Genomic DNA, 17,359 nt, shown 5'->3' with positions numbered 1-17,359 from the left:
GAACCATTTCCCCAAAGTGCCTTCCAAACCGTGTTTGCTTCGAGTATTGTGAAAGGATGAGAATGTCCAATACCCCCTGGAGATCGGCGCGTTCCTGCGTGCTGGCATCGGTCATGGCTGCCGTGTCGACGGGCGCGCTGCTGCCCGCTTCGGCGTTCGCCCAGGCGCCCGCGCCGGCGGCGCTGCCGTCGGCTGCCGCGGCCGCGGTGCGCGGCCTGCCCGACTTCACCGACCTGGTGGAGCAGGTCGGGCCTTCGGTGGTCAACATCCGCACCTCGGAAAAGGTCGCGAGCCGCGGCAATGCCAGCGGCATGGACGAAGACATGCTGGAGTTCTTCCGGCGCTTCGGCGTGCCCATTCCCAACCTGCCGCAGCGCCCGCAGCGTCCGCAGCAGCCGCAGGCCGAGGAAGATCAGCCGCGCGGCGTGGGCTCGGGCTTCATCCTGACGCAGGACGGTTACGTGATGACCAACGCCCATGTGGTCGAAGGCGCGTCCGAAGTCATCGTGACGCTCACCGACAAGCGTGAATTCAAGGCCAAGATCATCGGCTCGGACAAGCGCACCGACGTCGCCGTGGTGAAGATTGACGCCAAGGGCCTGCCCGCCGTGAAGGTGGGCGACGTGAACCGCCTCAAGGTCGGCGAGTGGGTCATGGCCATCGGCTCGCCGTTCGGCCTCGAAAACAGCGTCACGGCGGGCATCGTCAGCGCCAAGCAGCGCGATACCGGCGAATACATTCCCTTCATCCAGACCGACGTCGCCATCAATCCCGGCAACTCGGGCGGCCCGCTGATCAACCTGCGCGGCGAGGTGGTCGGCATCAACAGCCAGATCTACTCGCGCTCGGGCGGCTTCATGGGCATCTCGTTCGCGATCCCCATGGATGAAGCCATCCGCGTCAGCGACCAGCTGCGCACCACGGGCAAGGTCACGCGTGGGCGCATCGGCGTGCAGATCGGCGCCGTGACCAAGGACGTGGCCGAATCCATCGGCCTGGGCAAGCCCCAGGGCGCGCTGGTCAGCGCCGTCGAGGCCGGCTCGCCCGCCGAGAAGGCCGGCATCGAGGCCGGCGACGTGATCACGCGCTATGAAGGCAAGCCGATCGAGAAGTTCGGCGACCTGCCGCGCATGGTCGGCAACACCAAGCCCGGCACCAAGAGCGCGATCACCGTGTTCCGCCGCGGCAGCCAGCGCGACCTGAGCATCACCATTGCCGAGGTCGAACCCGACGAGAAGGCAGCGGCAGCCGCACCCGCGAGCGAGGAAAAGGCGCCCAAGGCATCGGCCGCGGCGCAGCAACTGGGCCTGGCGGTGGCGGAGTTGACCGAAGCGCAGAAAAAAGAGCTCAAGATCAAGGGCGGCGTGCGCGTGGCGTCGGCCGACGGCGCGGCCGCGCGTGCCGGGCTGCGCGAAGGCGATGTGCTGCTGGCCGTGGCCAACACCGAGATCACCAACATGAAGAGCTTCGAGGCAGCGCTGGCCAAGGCCGACAAGAGCAAGCCGATCAACCTGCTGGTGCGCCGCGGCGAGTGGGCGCAGTACGTGCTGATCCGTCCTGCACGCTGAGCGCAGCGCCGGCTTCGGCGCATTGGGTAGAATTGCCGGTTGCGGCCAGGACCGGCGGCAAACATGGGCTTGCAGGGACGCCGCGCCGGCCAGCCGGCCATGCAGGCCGGGGGAGCGCGACGCGGGGCATTGCCCCGCAGGCATGACCCTGTCGCCAACTGGCAAATCCCCTCGGGGGGCGGTGGTGCGCGGCTTTTGTTGGCGGGCTTTTTGCCTACAATGAAGCCCCAACCATCGCAGTTGCCCTAGATTGTTGGTTCAGGGCGCGTCTTCAGTCGACGCGCCCTTTTTTCTTGCACGCGTCCGCGGCACGCCTTTTTCGTTTTTTCTTACCAGACGCCTTTCGTTGATGAAGCACATCAGAAATTTCTCCATCATTGCGCATATCGACCATGGCAAGTCGACTCTTGCGGACCGCCTGATCCAACGCTGCGGCGGTCTCTCCGAGCGCCAAATGGAAGCGCAGGTGCTGGACTCGATGGACATCGAGAAAGAGCGCGGCATCACCATCAAGGCCCAGACCGCAGCGCTGCAGTACAAGGCCAAGGACGGCCAGGTCTACAACCTGAACCTGATCGACACGCCCGGCCACGTCGACTTCTCGTATGAAGTCAGCCGCTCGCTGTCGGCCTGCGAGGGCGCGCTGCTGGTGGTCGATGCCTCGCAGGGCGTCGAGGCCCAGACCGTGGCCAACTGCTACACCGCGCTGGACCTGGGCGTGGAAGTGGTCTCGGTGCTCAACAAGATGGATCTGCCCAATGCCGATCCCGACAATGCCAAGGCCGAGATCGAGGATGTGATCGGCATCGACGCCACCGACGCGATTCCCTGCTCGGCCAAGAGCGGCATGGGCATCGACGAGATCCTCGAAGCCATCGTGGCGAAGATTCCCCATCCCAAGGGCGAGCCCGAGGCGCCGCTGCGCGCGATGATCATCGACAGCTGGTTCGACCCCTATGTCGGCGTCGTGATGCTGGTGCGCGTGGTCGACGGCCAGCTGCGCAAGAACGAGCGCATCAAGCTGATGGCCACGGGCGCGGTCTATGAAGCCGGCTCGCTGGGCGTGTTCACGCCGGCCAACGAGGCGCGCGAGGCGCTGCGCGCGGGCGAGGTCGGCTATGTGATCTGCGGCATCAAGGAATTGAAGGCCGCCAAGGTCGGCGACACCATCACGCTTGAAAAGAAGCTGCCCAACAACATGGGTCCGGCCGAGCAGGCGCTGCCCGGCTTCAAGGAAATCCAGCCGCAGGTGTTTGCCGGCCTGTACCCTACCGAAGCCAGCGAGTACGACTCGCTGCGCGACGCGCTCGAGAAGCTGCAACTCAACGATGCCTCGCTGCAATACGAGCCTGAAGTCTCGCAGGCGCTGGGCTTCGGCTTCCGCTGCGGCTTCCTGGGCCTGCTGCACATGGAAATCGTGCAGGAGCGCCTGGAGCGCGAGTTCGACCAGGATCTGATCACCACCGCGCCCAGCGTGGTCTACGAAGTGGTCAAGGCCGATGGCGAAGTGATCATGGTCGAGAACCCGTCCAAGATGCCCGACCAGGGCCGGATGGAAGAGATCCGCGAGCCCATCGTCACCGTCCACCTCTACATGCCGCAGGAATATGTCGGCCCGGTCATGACGCTGGCCAACCAGAAGCGCGGCGTGCAGATGAACATGGCCTACCACGGCCGCCAGGTCATGCTGACCTACGAAATGCCGCTGGGCGAGATCGTGCTGGACTTCTTCGACAAGCTCAAGAGCGTCTCGCGCGGCTATGCCTCGATGGACTACGAGTTCAAGGAGTACCGTGCCTCCGACGTGGTCAAGGTCGACATCCTGCTCAACGGCGAGAAGGTCGACGCGCTGTCCATCATCGTGCACCGCTCGCAGTCGACCTACCGCGGCCGCGCCGTGGTGGCGAAGATGCGCGAGATCATCAGCCGCCAGATGTTCGACGTCGCCATCCAGGCAGCCATCGGCGCCAACATCATCGCGCGCGAAACCGTCAAGGCGCTGCGCAAGAACGTGCTGGCCAAGTGCTACGGCGGCGACATCAGCCGCAAGCGCAAGCTGCTCGAAAAGCAGAAGGCCGGCAAGAAGCGCATGAAGCAAATCGGCGCGGTGGAAGTGCCGCAGGAAGCCTTTCTGGCGATTTTGCAAGTGGAGGATTGATGCGAGCAATGCAATGGATCACGGCGGCCATCCTGGCTGCTTTCGTGGGTTACATCGGTGCCTGGTACCTGGGCATCCTGCAGGGCAACTTTTCGCTGCTGCTGTTCCTGGCCAGCGTGGTGACCGGCATCTACTGGGTTGCCGAGCGCCTGTATTTCTGGCCGCGCCGGCGCAAGGCCGCGGCGGCGCTGGAAGAGGCCGCGGTGGCGCGGCGCGCCGAGCTGGACCGCAAGGGCATTGCCAAGGTCGACATCGAGGTCAGCCCCGAAGCGCGCGGCCGCGTGCTGATGCAGCCGTGGTGGCTGGACTGGACCGCCGGCCTGTTCCCGGTGATCGCCATCGTGTTCGTGCTGCGCTCCTTCCTGTTCGAGCCGTTCAAGATCCCTTCGGGCTCGATGATCCCGACGCTGTTGGTCGGCGACCTGATCCTGGTCAACAAGTTCACCTATGGCGTGCGCCTGCCGGTGCTCAACAAGAAGATCATCGAGACCTCGAATCCCGAGCGCGGCGATGTGATGGTGTTCCGCTATCCGCCCCAGCCGAACCTCGACTACATCAAGCGCGTGGTCGGCGTGCCCGGCGACGAGGTGGCCTACCTGAACAAGCGCCTGACGATCAACGGCCAGCCCGTGGAAACCAGCAACCTTCCCGATTTCTTCGAGAAGGACACCATGCGCTACTTCAAGCAGTTCGAGGAAAAGCTCGGCGGCAAGCCGCATCGCCTGCTCAACGACCCCAGCACGCCGGCCTTCATCCAGGGCGCGAGCAATTTTGCCTACCGCGAGAACTGCCGCTACAGTGTCGAAGGCGTGAGCTGCAAGGTGCCTGAAGGACACTACTTCGTGATGGGCGACAATCGCGACAATTCGCTGGATTCGCGCTACTGGGGGTTCGTGCCTGACGAGAACATCGTCGGCAAGGCCTTCTTTGTCTGGATGAACTTCGGCGACATCAAGCGCATCGGCAGCTTCCACTGAACGCTGGCGCACATACAGGCCTGGGCCGAGGGGGCCCGCGACGAGGAGACGGGAACATGAGAATGCACAGCAGCGGCCGCCGCGCGCGCCAGCACGGGCTGTCCTTCCTGGGTTTGGTGTTTATCGCAGTGGTGGCCGTCTCGGCTGTCGCAATTGGCGGAAAATCCGTTCCGATCTTCATCGAATACCAGGCGGTCACCAAGGCCGCCAACAAGGCGGCCCGCGAGGGCACCACGGTGGCCGAAGTGCGCGCCATCTTCGACCGCGCGGCCACCATCGACAGCATCACTTCCATCCAGGGCTCCGACCTGGAGGTCACCAAGCACAACGAACGGGTGCAGGTGGCCTTCAGCTATTCCCGCGAGATTGCGCTCGTCGGGCCGGCCTATCTCGTTTACCGTTTCAACAAGCAGACCCCCTAGGTGCAAACCGGACTCAACGCATTGCAGCAGCGCCTGCAGTACACATTCAAGGATCCTGCCCTGCTGCAGCGTGCGCTGACGCACCGCAGCTTCTCGGCAGACCACAACGAACGCCTGGAATTCCTCGGCGACTCGGTGCTCAGCCTGGCGATTTCCAGCCTGCTGTTCCAGCGCCTGCGCTCGTTGCCCGAAGGCGACCTCTCGCGCGTGCGCGCCAACCTCGTCAAGCAAGACACGCTGCACCGCATTGCCGTGCGCCTGCAACTGCCTGACGTGCTGCGCCTGGGCGAGGGCGAATTCAAGTCGGGCGGCAAGCAGCGCCCATCCATCCTTGCCGATGCGGTCGAGGCGATCATCGGCGCGGTCTATCTCGACGCCGGCTATGCGCCCGCCGAGGTGTTGGTGCACCACCTGTTCGAGAAGGTCGAGATCAATCCGCAGATGGATGCTGCGGCCAAGGATGCAAAGACCGCACTCCAGGAATGGCTGCAGGGCCGCAAGAGGAAGCTGCCGCAGTACCGTGTGGTCGCAACCACCGGCGCGGCGCACCGCCAGCAGTTTGAAATCGAATGCGCCATCGCCGAGATGGGCCTGGTCGAGCGCGGCACGGGCGGCTCCCGCCGTGCCGGCGAACAGTCCGCGGCCGAGGCCATGTTGACCACATTGAAAGCAAAGAACCATGAATGACGCTACCCACGACGTAGCCGGCGACGCAGGCGACGAGAACCCTGCGCAGCATGACCCGATCGGCGCGATGCTGGCGGCGGCCGGCGCGCCGCTGCATGTCGAAGGCCAGCGCTGCGGCCTGATTGCGATTGTCGGCAAGCCCAACGTCGGCAAGTCGACGCTGATGAACGCGCTGGTCGGCCAGAAGATCAGCATCACCTCGCGCAAGGCCCAGACCACGCGCCACCGCATCACCGGCATCGCCACGCGCGAAGCCACGCAGTTCGTGTTTGTCGACACCCCGGGCTTCCAGACGCACCATTCGACCGCGCTCAACAAGTCGCTGAACAAGACCGTCATGGGCGCGATCAGCGATGTCGACCTGATCCTGTTCGTCGTCGAGGCCGGCAACTTCACGCTGGCCGATGCCAAGGTGCTGAGCCTGTTCAAGCCTGGCATTCCGACACTGCTCATCGCCAACAAGCTCGACCAGGTGCACCGCCGCGGCGATATCGCGCCCTGGCTCAAGAGCATGCAGGAACGCCACCCGTTCGCTGAATTCGTGCCGATGTCGGCCAAGAAGCGCGACGACATCCAGCGCCTGTTCGGCATCTGCGAGAAGTACCTGCCCGAGCAGCCCTGGTTCTACGGCCCGGACGAGCTCACCGACCGCAGCGAGAAGTTCCTGGTCACCGAGACCGTGCGCGAGAAGCTGTTTCGCTTCACCGGCGACGAGCTGCCCTATACCTCGACGGTCGTGCTCGACAAGTTCACCGAGGAAAAGAGCAAGCTGCACAAGCGCTTCGTGCGCACCGCGGTGACCATCGTCGTCGAGCGCGAAGGCCACAAGGCCATGGTCATCGGCGACAAGGGCGAGCGCCTCAAGCGCATCAGCACCGAGGCGCGCCAGGAGCTCGAGCGCCTGCTCGACGGCAAGGTGTTCCTCGAAGTCTGGGTCAAGGTGCGCTCGGGCTGGGCCGACGACGAAGCGCGCGTGCGCTCCTTCGGTTACGAATAAGCTCGGGAACATGTCCATGGACATGTTCTGAGGCCCGCATGGCCGCCAAGCGCGTCTCCGACGAACCCGCCTTTGTGCTCCACCGCTATGACTGGAGCGAATCCAGCCTGATCCTGGAGGTCTTCACACGCCACCGCGGCCGGGTCGCGCTGGCGGCGCGCGGCGCGAAGAAGCCGACCTCCAACTTCCGCCCGGTGCTGCTGCCGCTGCAGCCGCTGCGCGTGACCTACACCTTGGGCGCCGAGGGCAACGCCGAGATCCACACCCTCAAGGGCGCGGAGTGGGCCGGCGGCCATGTGATGCCGATGGCCGATGCACTGCTCTCGGGGCTGTACCTCAACGAACTGCTGCTGCGCCTGCTGGCGCGCGACGACCCGTATGCGGCGCTGTTTGACGTCTATGCGGGCGTCGTGCGGGTGCTGGCCGGCACCCAGGGCGAGACGCTGGAGCCGGTGCTGCGCGCCTTCGAGCTGATACTGCTGCGCGAGCTGGGTCTGCTGCCCAGCCTGGCCGAGGAAACCATGACGCTTTCGGCGCTGTCGGCGCGCAGCCGCTACATGCTGGTGCCCGAAGGCGGCCTGCGCCAGGCCGCGGCCGGCGAGCGCGCGGCGTTGACCGGCGCGCAGTGGCAGGCGCTGGAGCAGGCCCTGGGCGCGGGCCACGCGCCACAGGCGTATACCGCGGCGCTGCGCGCGGCCGCGCCGGTGGCGCTGGCCCTCAAATCCCAACTGCGCACGCTGCTGCAATACCATTGCGGCAACCCGCTGCTGCGCACCCGCCAGCTGATGATGGACCTGCAAAACCTATGACCACTTCCGCCTCTTCCCGAACTGCGCTGTCCGTTAATGTCAACAAGGTCGCGCTGGTGCGCAACACGCGCCACCTGGGCATTCCCAGCGTCACGCGCGCCGCGCAGCTGTGCCTCGAGGCCGGCGCGCAGGGCATCACCGTGCATCCGCGGCCCGACGAGCGCCACATCCGCGCCAGCGATGTGGCCGAGCTGCACGAACTGCTGAAACAGTGGCCCGAAGCGGAATACAACATCGAGGGCAATCCGTTCCACAACCTGATGGACTTCGTCCGCGCATACCGGCCGCAGCAGGCCACCTTCGTGCCTGACGGCCAGGACCAGTTCACCAGCGACCATGGCTGGAGCTTCCCACAGGACGCCGAGCGCCTCGCGCCGCTGATTGCCGAATGCCGGGCGCTGGGCGTGCGCGTGAGCCTGTTCATGGACCCGGTCCCCGAGCAGATGGCCGCCGCCAAGGCCGTGGGCGCCGACCGCGTCGAGCTCTACACCGAGCCCTATGCCGCGGCCTGGGGCACGCCCGCGCAGGCGCAGCAGCTCGAAGCCTACCGCGCCGCGGCCCAGGCCGCGCTCGATGCCGGCCTGGGCGTCAATGCGGGCCATGACCTGAGCCTCGACAACCTCGGCGCATTTGCCGCCGGCGTGCCCGGCCTGCTCGAGGTCTCCATCGGCCATGCGCTGATCGGCGGCGCGCTCGAGCGCGGCTATGCGGGCGCGGTACAGGCCTATCTGCAATGCATTGCCTCGGCCCAGCCATGATCTACGGCATAGGCACCGATATCTGCGACGTGCGGCGCATCCGCTCCAGCCTGGAGCGCCTGGGCGACCGCTTTGCCGAAAAGGTCCTGGCCGAAGGCGAGCTGGCGACCTGGCGTGCGCGCAGCGCGCGCTGGCCCGACCGCGGCGTGCGCTACGTGGCCACGCGCTTTTCGGCGAAGGAATCGTTCAGCAAGGCCATCGGCCTGGGCATGCGCATGCCCATGACCTGGCGCCACTGCGAGATCGTCAACCTGCCCAGCGGCCAGCCCAGCATCGTGCTGCACGGCGCGCTCAAGCAATGGTTCGAGGAACGCGGCCTGCAGGTGCATCTGAGCGTGACCGATGAAAGCGACTACGCCGCGAGCTTCTGCGTGGTCGAGAAAAAGCCTGCGAATTGATTTTTCCCTCCAAGGATTGCCCTGAATGACCGAGCACGCACCCCTGATCATCGACATCGCCGGCACCGAACTCACGCCTGCCGACCGCGCGCGCCTGGCGCACCCGCTGGTCGGCGGCATGATCCTGTTTGCGCGCAACTGGCAGGACCGCGCGCAGTTGCTGGCGCTCACGGCCGAGATCAAGGCGGTGCGCGACGACCTGCTGATCTGCGTCGACCACGAAGGCGGGCGCGTGCAGCGCTTTCGCACCGACGGCTTCACGCATCTGCCACCGATGCGTGCTTTTGGCGCCATGTGGATGGATGACGGCCAGGGCGCGAAGCGCCGCGAAGGCAGCGGCGCGCTGCGCGCCATGGATGCAGCCACGGCGGTCGGCTATGTGCTGGGCAGCGAGCTGCGCGCCTGCGGCGTCGATTTCTCCTTCACGCCGGTGCTGGACCTCGACTGGGGCGAGAGCGGCGTCATTGGCGACCGCGCCTTCCACTCGGATGCGCGCGTGGTGGCAGCGCTCGCCAAGAGCCTGATGCACGGCCTGCTGCAGGCCGGCATGGCCAACTGCGGCAAGCATTTTCCCGGCCATGGCTTCGTCAAGGCAGATTCGCACACCGACATTCCCGTGGACCGGCGCAGCCTCTCGGCCATCCTGGCTGACGATGCCGCGCCCTATCCCTGGCTGTCGTCGGTGTTGACCAGCGTCATGCCGGCGCATGTGATCTACAGCAAGGTCGACAAGCGTCCCGCGGGTTTCTCGGCCAGGTGGCTGCAGGAGATCCTGCGCCACCGCCTGCGCTTCGATGGCGCGGTCTTCAGCGACGACCTGAGCATGGAGGCCGCGCGCCGGCTGGACAGCCAGACGCTGGATTTCACCCAGGCCGCGACGCAAGCGCTGAATGCGGGCTGCGACCTCGCACTGCTGTGCAACCAGAGCCTGGGCGATGGCGCTGCGGTCGACGATTGGCTGCACGGCATGCAGGCGGCGCGCGACGCGGGCCGCTGGACGCCCAGCGCCGACAGCGAGGCGCGCCGGCTTGCGCTGCTGCCCGAGACGCTGCCGCAGAGCTGGGATGAACTCATGCTGCAGCCGGCCTACCGCAACGCGCTGGACCTGTTGCCGTGAGGGTTGCGGGCCGGATCAGCGGTCCTTGAAGAAGTCCTTCACGTCTTTGAACAAGGCCTTGCCTTCGCTCTTGAGGTCCGTGATCGCATCGCCCGCCGCGCGGTCCAGCGCGTGCAGCGAGGAGCTGGGAGGGCTCACGGAATCCCGGAGATCGCGAAAGACGCCCTTGGTCGCCGCATTGGAGTTGAGGAATTGCTGCACGCTGGCCGCGCCACCGTCCACGCCGCGCGCGACCTTGTCCATGGCTTTCCTGGGCTGGAGACCGGACTGGGGATTGCTCGGACCGAAAACATAGGACGAAATCGATTTCGCCAGGCGCTTGGCGCCATGCAGCAGGCCCATGAAGCCGTTGGACAGGGAGGCAAGCATGCCTTTGATGGCGGAGCCCGCGGACTGCGCCTTCTCCCGGTTGTCTCCTGCCCCCACGCGGACGCTTGAGTGGGTCAGCGCCGCGCGCGCCCCTGTGGCCGCGGCCTTGTTGCCGGCATTGAGTGACTGTGCCTTTTCCAGGAAGGCCTGGCTGCTTGGCATCAGCGACCGTGGCTGTATCTTGTTTGGCATCGAATTCCTCTTAGACGCGCACGCCTACGTCGGCACTGGAAAATGCGGGAAGGTCGGCGGCGCCTATGCCCAGCGTGATGAAATCCTGCCATGCGAGGCCGATATCGGCCGTCTTCGCCAGCAAAATGGCCAGTTTCTCGCTGTCGAGGTCGCGCAGCAGCCGGCGCACATTCAGGCTCACGGTGTTGTCTGAGGGAATCATCCCCAGTGTTGCGCCGCCGGTAGCGGTCCAGAGGTGGTTGGCATGCAGCAGCGTGCGCGCCACATCCTCCCAGCGGTCGGGGCTGGGCGCCGCAAGCAGGCTGCAAAGCCAGACCTCCGCTTCGTCGCCTTCGCCTTCGAGCTGCAGCCCGATGGGCAGCTCGTCAATGACGATTTCTTCGGTGGCGGCAAGGGCTTCGGGGTCGAGGCCGATCTCCTCGGCAAGCTGTTTCAAGAGGGTCTGGTACGCCTGGGACATGGATTCTTCCTGTTGAGAAGGATGGAGTCCGTTGAGTAACCAGGCCGACCATTGTGTTCCGCCGCGATGCCGCGATGCGGTGGTGTCCTACGCTCAGCTGCGGCTGGTCAATGCCTGCGCGGCGGCTTCTTCTGCGACCGACGAGGGCGCGTCGTCGGGAATGCTGGCATGGATGCCGCCTTTCCAGCGCCGCACGACGCGCTGGAAGATCAGCGCATTCGGAATCTGCAGCAGCGCGCCTTCGCGGTGCGTCACATCCTCGAGCGTCGTGTAGAGCAGGTTGATGTCGACCACCCGGCCCTTGGCTCCCGGCTTTTCCGCAGTGTCCAGCAGCTCGATGTAGTCCCCCAGGCGGAACGGGCCGACCGTGACGATCAGCAGTGCGCAGAACAGGTTCGACAGCACGCTCCAGGCCGCAAAGAAGGCCACGGCGCCCACGGTCGCGAACCCGGTGAACGCGGTCCACAGCACGGTGGCCGATACGCCCATGCGCTCGAGGATCAGCAGCACCGTGGCGGCAATGATCAGCCAGCGGATCACGCCGCGCACCGGCACCAGCAGTTCGCGCGGCAGCGCGTAGTGCGCGCCGGCACGGTAGATCACGCGTTTGAAGAACAGGTTGATCAGCCAGGCGGCAACCAGGATCAGCAGGATTTGCGCGGCCGGAATCAGCACTTCCAGCCAATCCTGCAGCCACGGGGGCAGGTGAATTGAAAGACGACGCATAGCTCCAATGGGTCAACAAGAAGAAAAAGCCGGACCTGCCGATGGCAGCGACCGGCCCGCCTGCAAGCCTATCAGCTATCGTCGTCCGGACTGTCCTGGATGTGCCTCATGGCACGCAGCGCGCTAGTTTCCGCGCTGCTCGATGGTATCCATCTGCATCTCGAAGCTGAAAAAGCGGTCCCGGCCCTGGGCCTTGGCCGCGTACAGCGCCTGGTCCGCGCGCATCACCATGCTTTCGGCACTGGTGCTTTCATCCGGGATGCAGGTGGTGATGCCGCCCGAGAGCGTGAGCACCTCGCCCAGCGGGGAGTCGGGGTGGGGCAGGGCGCGCACGCGCAGCATCTTGCCCAGCGCGCGCGCAAAGGTCATCGCGCCCGAACGCGGCGTCTTGGGCAGGATCATGGCGAACTCCTCGCCGCCATAGCGCGAGGCCACGTCGCGCGGGCGCATGCAGACCTCGCGCAACAGCTTGCCGATGGCGCGCAGGCATTCGTCGCCCTTCACGTGGCCGCAGCTGTCGTTGTAGCGCTTGAAGTGGTCGAGGTCGCAAAGCATCAGCGTCAGCGGCGTGCCGTCGCGGCGCGCGGCAATGATCTCGGCATGCAGGATGCGGTCGAAGCCGCGGCGGTTGACCAGGCCCGTGAGCGCATCCATCTCCACCATCTCGTTGAGCCGCTGGTTGGCCAGGTGCAGTTCGGCGGACATCGAGATCAGCCGGCGGCGCATGTCCAGCAGGCGGCGCATGGCGCGCAGCTTGGCCACCAGCACGATGGGTTTGACCGGCTTGACCAGGTAGTCGTCGCCGCCGGACTCGATGCCGCGCCAGACGTCCAGGTCGGTATCGAGGCCGGAGAGGAAAATGATCGGGGTCCAGTCGCCGGGTTCGGATTCGCGCATCTGGTGCGCGACGCCGTAGCCATCGAGGCCGGGCAGGCGGATGTCGAGCAGCACCAGGTCAGGGCGGCGCAGCTTGAACAGTTGCAGCGCCACCTGGCCGTCCGCGGCCTCCATGACTTCGGTCACGCCCGCGTGCTGCAGCTCCTTGACCAGCGAGGCGCGCATCGACGCCTGGTCTTCCACGACCAGCACCGAAAACGGCGCGTTTTCCGCATGGGACGAGGTGAAACGGGCCGCGGTGGGTTCGATGGCGGAGGGCGGTGGCGTCGGGATCACTGCGGTTTCCTTCAGGAGTACCAGCGACTCCGGAGCAAAGTACGCCTGCGCGCAAGGGGGCGGCAGGAGATACAAGTGTAAACGCCGACCGCGGTATCCTGGCTATCCCGACCGCCGCCAGGGCTCAATGCTCGCGGCGCAGTGCCGGGAACAGGATCACGTCGCGGATGCTGGTGCTGTCGGTGAGCAGCATCATCAGCCGGTCGAGGCCGACGCCGCAGCCGCCCGTGGGCGGCATGCCGTATTCGAGCGCGCGCACGAAGTCGTGGTCGAAGAACATGGCTTCGTCATCGCCGCTGTCCTTGGCTTCGACCTGGGCGTTGAAGCGCGCGGCCTGGTCTTCGGCATCGTTCAATTCGCTGAAGCCGTTGCCGAATTCACGGCCGGTGATGTAGAGCTCGAAGCGCTCGGTGACCTCGGGACGCTCGTCGTTGGCGCGCGCCAGCGGCGAGATCTCGGTCGGGTGCTCCATGATGAAGGTCGGGTTCCAGAGCTTTTCCTCGACCAGTTCCTCGAAGTACAGCACCTGCAGGCTGGCCAGCGTGCGGCCCGACAGCTTGTCCTTTTCCTCGCTCAAGCCGAGCTTGCGCAGCGCGGGAATCAGCCAGTCGCGCTGGTCGACGTTGTCGCCGGCTTCGGTGTACTTGACGATGGCTTCGCGGATGGTCAGGCGCTCGAACGGCTGTGCCAGGTCGACGGGCTTGCCGCCATAGCTCAGCTGCAGGCTGCCGACGGCCTTCTGCGCGGTGTCGCGGATCAGCTTCTCGGTGAAATCCATCAGGTCGCGGTAGTTCCAGAACGCGGCATAGAACTCCATCATGGTGAATTCGGGGTTGTGCCGGACCGAGATGCCTTCGTTGCGGAAGCTGCGGTTGATCTCGAACACGCGCTCGAAGCCGCCGACGATCAGGCGCTTGAGGTAGAGCTCGGGGGCGATGCGCAGGTACATTTCCTGGTCCAGCGCATTGTGGTGCGTGACGAAGGGCTTGGCGTTCGCGCCCCCCGGGATCGGGTGCAGCATCGGCGTCTCGACTTCAAGGAAGTTGTGCGCGACCATGAACTCGCGCACGCCGCTGATCGCGCGCGAGCGCGCGGTGAAGCGCTGGCGCGCGCCTTCGTCCATCATCAGGTCGACGTAGCGCTGGCGGTACTTCTGCTCCTGATCGGCCATGCCGTGGAACTTGTCGGGCATGGGGCGCAGGCTCTTGGTGAGCAGGCGCAGCGAGCTGACCTTGATCGACAGCTCGCCGGTCTTGGTCTTCATCAGCGTGCCGCCGGCACCGATGATGTCGCCCAGGTCCCAGCGCTTGAACTGCGCATACAGCTCCTCGCCCACGGCATCGCGCGTGATGTAGAGCTGGATGCGGCCGCCGGTCGCGCCCAGCGAGCCGTCCTGCACGGTCGCAAAGCTGGCCTTGCCCATGACGCGCTTGAGCATCATGCGGCCGCCGACGCTCACCTGCACTGCCGCGGCTTCGAGCGCCTCGGCATCCTGCTCGGCATATTCCGCCTGGATCGCGGCCGCATGGTGCGTGGGCTGGAAGTCGTTGGGGAATGCCACACCACCGCCCTGGGCCTGGACTTCGCGCAGCGCTTTGAGTTTTTCGCGGCGCTCGGCGATCAGTTGGTTTTCGTCCTGCGGGGCGGCGGTATCGGCTGCGGAAGTGGTGTTGGTGTCAGACATGAAAGGAGCGCCAGCGCGCAAACGCCGGTGGAACTGGGCCAAAACGCTAATGCCAGTCAGGAAGGAAAAACGCCCGTTCGTCCTGAGCCTGTCGAAGGATGAACAGGCATTTTTCCGTTTCCGGAATGCCGTCCATGGTTCGACAGGCGCAGCACGAATGGCTTGCCTGACTGGTAATAGGCCAAAACCCTTGATTTTAGGTTTTTTGCGCGGCTTCGGGCGAGCGCGCATGCAATGGCCGTGGGGCCATCTGGATTCCGTGGGCGGCGTGCCTCAAAAACCGATGCCCGTGCGTTCCAGCACATCGGCCACCAGCTCCAGCCGCAGCAGCGGATTTTCCAGCTCCATCAGCTGCTGGCGCAGCGTGGTCGGCAGCGGCAGCAGTTCGCACCAGCGGTTGGCCACCCAGCCGCAGTCCTGCAGGTGCAGGCTGTCGGGCAGGGCCAGGCCCGGGTCGTCGGCGTGCTGGGTGCGCAGCGTCTGCAGCAGCTTGGCCAGCGCCCGGGCCGCGGCTTGCAGGTCTTCGGGCACCTCGACGGGCATGTCCTGGTCGATGAGCTCGACATCGGCCACCCACAGCCCGTGCGGCAGGCAGCGGCGCTCGCGCACGCGAAAACGCTGCGTGCCCTGGCACAGCAAGTGCATCAACCCGGTCTGCGGGTACTGCAGCTGCGCGATCGTCGCCAGCGTGCCGACGGCATGGAACTGCTCCGGCGGCGCGCCGGCCTGGCGCACCTCCTGTCCTTCGCTCAACGCCACCACGCCAAACGGCGCGCCCGCACGCGCGCACTTGCGCACCATGTCCAGGTAGCGCACCTCGAACACGCGCAGCGGCAGGCGGCCACCGGGAAACAGCACGCTGCCCAATGGAAACAGCGGCAGGGAAGTGAGGGTCAGGGGTAATGTCATGGTGGTCCGGGCGTGCCCACTATCATCCCATGCTGTACCCGCCGCTGTCTTGCAGTCCCAGGCGACTGTCTTCGTTGCTTCAATTCCTACATGCTGTTCCAGATCATCTCCTTCCTGCTCGATGTCGCCGTGGGCTTGCTCACCGGCCTGTGCCTGTTGCGCCTCTACATGCAGGCCCAGCGCATTCCCTTTTCCAACCCCGTGGGCCGGCTGGTGTTCGCGCTGACCGACTGGATCGTGCTGCCGCTGCGGCGCATCGTGCCGGCCTCGGGCCGCTGGGATGCGTCCAGCCTGATTGCCGCCTACCTGCTGCAGATGCTGCAATACCTGCTGCTGTGGCTGATGCTGGGCGCGGGCGGTTCGCAAGCCCTGTGGCTGCCCTGGCTGGCGCTGTGCGGCGTGGCGCGCATAGCCATCACGGGCTGCATCGGCATCGTGCTGGTCTACGCCATCATGTCCTGGATCCAGGCCCGCTCGCCCGTGGCCGCGGTCATCGAACGCCTTGCCGAACCGCTGCTGCGCCCGGTGCGCCGCGTGATCCCGCTGGTCGGCGGCATCGACCTGTCGCCGCTGGTGCTGCTGGTGCTGCTGCAGATCGCGCTGATGGTGCTGGCTTATGTGCAGGCAGGGGTGTTGAGGTAGGTCGGCAAGGCTTGCGTATCTCCAATACCCAAAGAAGCTATCCCGTTCCCGCTCCCCGCCCTTGTGGCTGCGCCTGCCGCGCGCAGGGCCCGGGCTGGCAGGTGTGCCGAAGGACACACCTGCTTCGTAAACTGACTCACCGCAGTTGTTTGAGCGGAGCGGCGAGGCCGCGAAGCGAGTTCTGCGGTGCAGCCCGGGACCGAGCACGGCAGGTTGCCCGGAGCGTAGCGCAGGGTCGCAGACAGCAGGGCCGCATTCTTTTGCTTACTTTTCTTGTGCGAGCAAGAAAAGTGAGTCGGCTGCCGGGCCGAAACCCGGCTCCTGTCCCTGGCAAAGGCATGCCGAAAAAAAAGCGGTCAACGCATTTCTGCATTGACCGCTTAGACTGAGCTGGAACGCTGTTAAGAGACCGCGTCCGCAGGCAGGCGTTGCAGCATTGCCAGGCTGTTGGCAACCGTGTCGCGCAGCTGGCGGCGGTCGACGATCATGTCGACGGCGCCTTTTTCCTGCAGGAACTCGGCGCGCTGGAAGCCTGGCGGCAGCTTGACGCGCACCGTGGTCTCGATCACGCGCGGGCCGGCGAAGCCGATCAGCGCCTTGGGTTCGGCAATGACGATGTCGCCGACGAACGCAAAGCCCGCCGACACGCCGCCCATGGTCGGGTCGGTCAGCACGCTGATGTAGGGAAGGCCTTTCTTCGCCAGGCGCGTGAGCGCGGCATTGGTCTTGGCCATCTGCATCAGGCTCAGCAGGCCTTCCTGCATGCGCGCACCACCGGTGGCGGTGAAGCAGATGAACGGCACCTTCTGCTCGATGGCGGTTTCGACGCCGCGCACGAAGCGCTCGCCGACCACGGAACCCATGGAGCCGCCCATGAAGTCGAACTCGAAGCAGGCCACGACGACGTTGACGCTCTTGACGGCGCCGCCCATCACGATCAGCGCATCGGTCTCGCCGGTGTTCTCCAGCGCTTCCTTGAGACGCTCGGGGTACTTGCGGCTGTCCTTGAACTTCAGCGGGTCGACGGGCACGACTTCCTGGCCGATTTCATAACGCCCTTCGGCATCGAGGAAATGGTTCAGGCGCGCGCGCGCGCCGATGCGGTGGTGGTGGCCGCAGGTCGGGCAGACGTTCTGGTTCTTTTCCAGGTCGGCCTGGTACAGCACGGTCTCGCAGGACGGGCACTTGATCCACAGGCCTTCAGGGATCTGGTGGCGCTCCGTCGGGTCGGTGTGCTGGATTTTGGCAGGCAGCAGTTTTTCAAGCCAAGACATAGTATTTCCTCTTTGCGCGCCTGCGCCCCCAAAGGGCGC

General features: G+C 65.6%; 18 protein-coding genes. 11 read left to right on the top strand and 7 right to left on the bottom strand.

Translation table 11 applies throughout. The features are described from left to right. The first annotated feature begins 62 nt into the window (after nucleotides 1-62). The 10 genes from HUK68_RS14665 to nagZ all read left to right on the top strand — a co-directional run bounded on the left by HUK68_RS14665 (nucleotide 63) and on the right by nagZ (nucleotide 9,891). Nucleotides 63-1,568, top strand: a complete 1,506-nt coding sequence (locus HUK68_RS14665) for a DegQ family serine endoprotease (RefSeq protein WP_175504845.1) — start codon at nucleotides 63-65, stop codon at nucleotides 1,566-1,568. 349 nt (nucleotides 1,569-1,917) lie between these two features. Further along, entirely contained in the window at nucleotides 1,918-3,726 is a 1,809-nt protein-coding gene (lepA, locus tag HUK68_RS14660; protein ID WP_175504844.1) for a translation elongation factor 4, read from the top strand. After that, nucleotides 3,726-4,703 carry a signal peptidase I gene (gene lepB, locus HUK68_RS14655; protein WP_175504843.1) on the top strand — a complete coding sequence of 326 codons (978 nt, stop codon included), beginning with the start codon at nucleotides 3,726-3,728 and terminating at the stop codon, nucleotides 4,701-4,703. The genes lepA and lepB overlap by 1 nt, the downstream gene beginning before the upstream one ends. Nucleotides 4,704-4,759: 56 nt before the next feature. Continuing rightward, on the top strand, nucleotides 4,760-5,125 hold the full coding sequence (locus tag HUK68_RS14650; protein WP_175504842.1) for a DUF4845 domain-containing protein: 366 nt from the start codon (nucleotides 4,760-4,762) through the stop codon (nucleotides 5,123-5,125). Further along, nucleotides 5,126-5,812, top strand: a complete 687-nt coding sequence (gene rnc, locus HUK68_RS14645) for a ribonuclease III (protein WP_175504841.1) — start codon at nucleotides 5,126-5,128, stop codon at nucleotides 5,810-5,812. It abuts the gene before it with no gap. Then, a complete protein-coding gene (era, locus tag HUK68_RS14640; RefSeq protein ID WP_175504840.1) occupies nucleotides 5,805-6,809 on the top strand; it encodes a GTPase Era in 1,005 nt (334 codons plus the stop codon). The genes rnc and era overlap by 8 nt, the downstream gene beginning before the upstream one ends. Nucleotides 6,810-6,847: 38 nt before the next feature. Beyond that, nucleotides 6,848-7,618, top strand: coding sequence for a DNA repair protein RecO (gene recO, locus HUK68_RS14635; RefSeq protein ID WP_175504839.1), 771 nt, complete (start codon nucleotides 6,848-6,850; stop codon nucleotides 7,616-7,618). Next, a complete protein-coding gene (locus HUK68_RS14630) occupies nucleotides 7,615-8,376 on the top strand; it encodes a pyridoxine 5'-phosphate synthase (protein WP_175504838.1) in 762 nt (253 codons plus the stop codon). Before recO ends, HUK68_RS14630 begins: the two co-directional genes overlap by 4 nt. Then, complete coding sequence (gene acpS, locus HUK68_RS14625; RefSeq protein ID WP_175504837.1) at nucleotides 8,373-8,774, top strand: holo-ACP synthase; 402 nt, start codon at nucleotides 8,373-8,375, stop codon at nucleotides 8,772-8,774. The genes HUK68_RS14630 and acpS overlap by 4 nt, the downstream gene beginning before the upstream one ends. A 25-nt stretch (nucleotides 8,775-8,799) precedes the next feature. Beyond that, nucleotides 8,800-9,891 carry a beta-N-acetylhexosaminidase gene (gene nagZ, locus HUK68_RS14620; RefSeq protein WP_175504836.1) on the top strand — a complete coding sequence of 364 codons (1,092 nt, stop codon included), beginning with the start codon at nucleotides 8,800-8,802 and terminating at the stop codon, nucleotides 9,889-9,891. A gap of 15 nt (nucleotides 9,892-9,906) precedes the next feature. Here the strand turns inward: nagZ and HUK68_RS14615 are convergent, their stop codons facing one another. From HUK68_RS14615 to HUK68_RS14590, 6 genes are all read right to left on the bottom strand, one after another. After that, a complete protein-coding gene (locus tag HUK68_RS14615) occupies nucleotides 9,907-10,452 on the bottom strand; it encodes a hypothetical protein (RefSeq protein ID WP_175504835.1) in 546 nt (181 codons plus the stop codon). A gap of 10 nt (nucleotides 10,453-10,462) precedes the next feature. Continuing rightward, entirely contained in the window at nucleotides 10,463-10,912 is a 450-nt protein-coding gene (locus HUK68_RS14610; protein WP_175504834.1) for a type III secretion system chaperone, read from the bottom strand. A 93-nt stretch (nucleotides 10,913-11,005) separates the two neighbouring features. Then, nucleotides 11,006-11,638: a mechanosensitive ion channel family protein gene (locus HUK68_RS14605; protein ID WP_175504833.1), complete on the bottom strand. Its 633-nt coding sequence runs from the start codon at nucleotides 11,636-11,638 to the stop codon at nucleotides 11,006-11,008. A 123-nt stretch (nucleotides 11,639-11,761) separates the two neighbouring features. Beyond that, nucleotides 11,762-12,784 (bottom strand): GGDEF domain-containing response regulator, encoded by a 1,023-nt coding sequence (locus HUK68_RS14600; protein ID WP_244146354.1) that lies wholly within the window; start codon nucleotides 12,782-12,784, stop codon nucleotides 11,762-11,764. A gap of 151 nt (nucleotides 12,785-12,935) precedes the next feature. Beyond that, on the bottom strand, nucleotides 12,936-14,495 hold the full coding sequence (gene lysS / locus HUK68_RS14595; RefSeq protein ID WP_175504832.1) for a lysine--tRNA ligase: 1,560 nt from the start codon (nucleotides 14,493-14,495) through the stop codon (nucleotides 12,936-12,938). Between the two features lie 273 nt (nucleotides 14,496-14,768). Beyond that, nucleotides 14,769-15,404 carry an LON peptidase substrate-binding domain-containing protein gene (locus HUK68_RS14590; RefSeq protein ID WP_175504831.1) on the bottom strand — a complete coding sequence of 212 codons (636 nt, stop codon included), beginning with the start codon at nucleotides 15,402-15,404 and terminating at the stop codon, nucleotides 14,769-14,771. A gap of 90 nt (nucleotides 15,405-15,494) precedes the next feature. On the opposite strand from HUK68_RS14590, the gene HUK68_RS14585 reads away from it, so the two are divergent. Continuing rightward, nucleotides 15,495-16,046 (top strand): YggT family protein, encoded by a 552-nt coding sequence (locus tag HUK68_RS14585; protein ID WP_175504830.1) that lies wholly within the window; start codon nucleotides 15,495-15,497, stop codon nucleotides 16,044-16,046. 401 nt (nucleotides 16,047-16,447) lie between these two features. On the opposite strand, the gene accD is transcribed toward HUK68_RS14585, so the two are convergent. Beyond that, on the bottom strand, nucleotides 16,448-17,320 hold the full coding sequence (accD, locus tag HUK68_RS14580) for an acetyl-CoA carboxylase, carboxyltransferase subunit beta (protein WP_175504829.1): 873 nt from the start codon (nucleotides 17,318-17,320) through the stop codon (nucleotides 16,448-16,450). Between the last annotated feature and the right edge of the window lie 39 nt (nucleotides 17,321-17,359).

Origin of the sequence: Comamonas antarctica (genome assembly GCF_013363755.1) — a bacterium.
Classification (GTDB): Bacteria; Pseudomonadota; Gammaproteobacteria; order Burkholderiales; family Burkholderiaceae_C; genus Comamonas; species Comamonas antarctica.
This window is presented reverse-complemented; position numbering and strand designations above follow the sequence as displayed.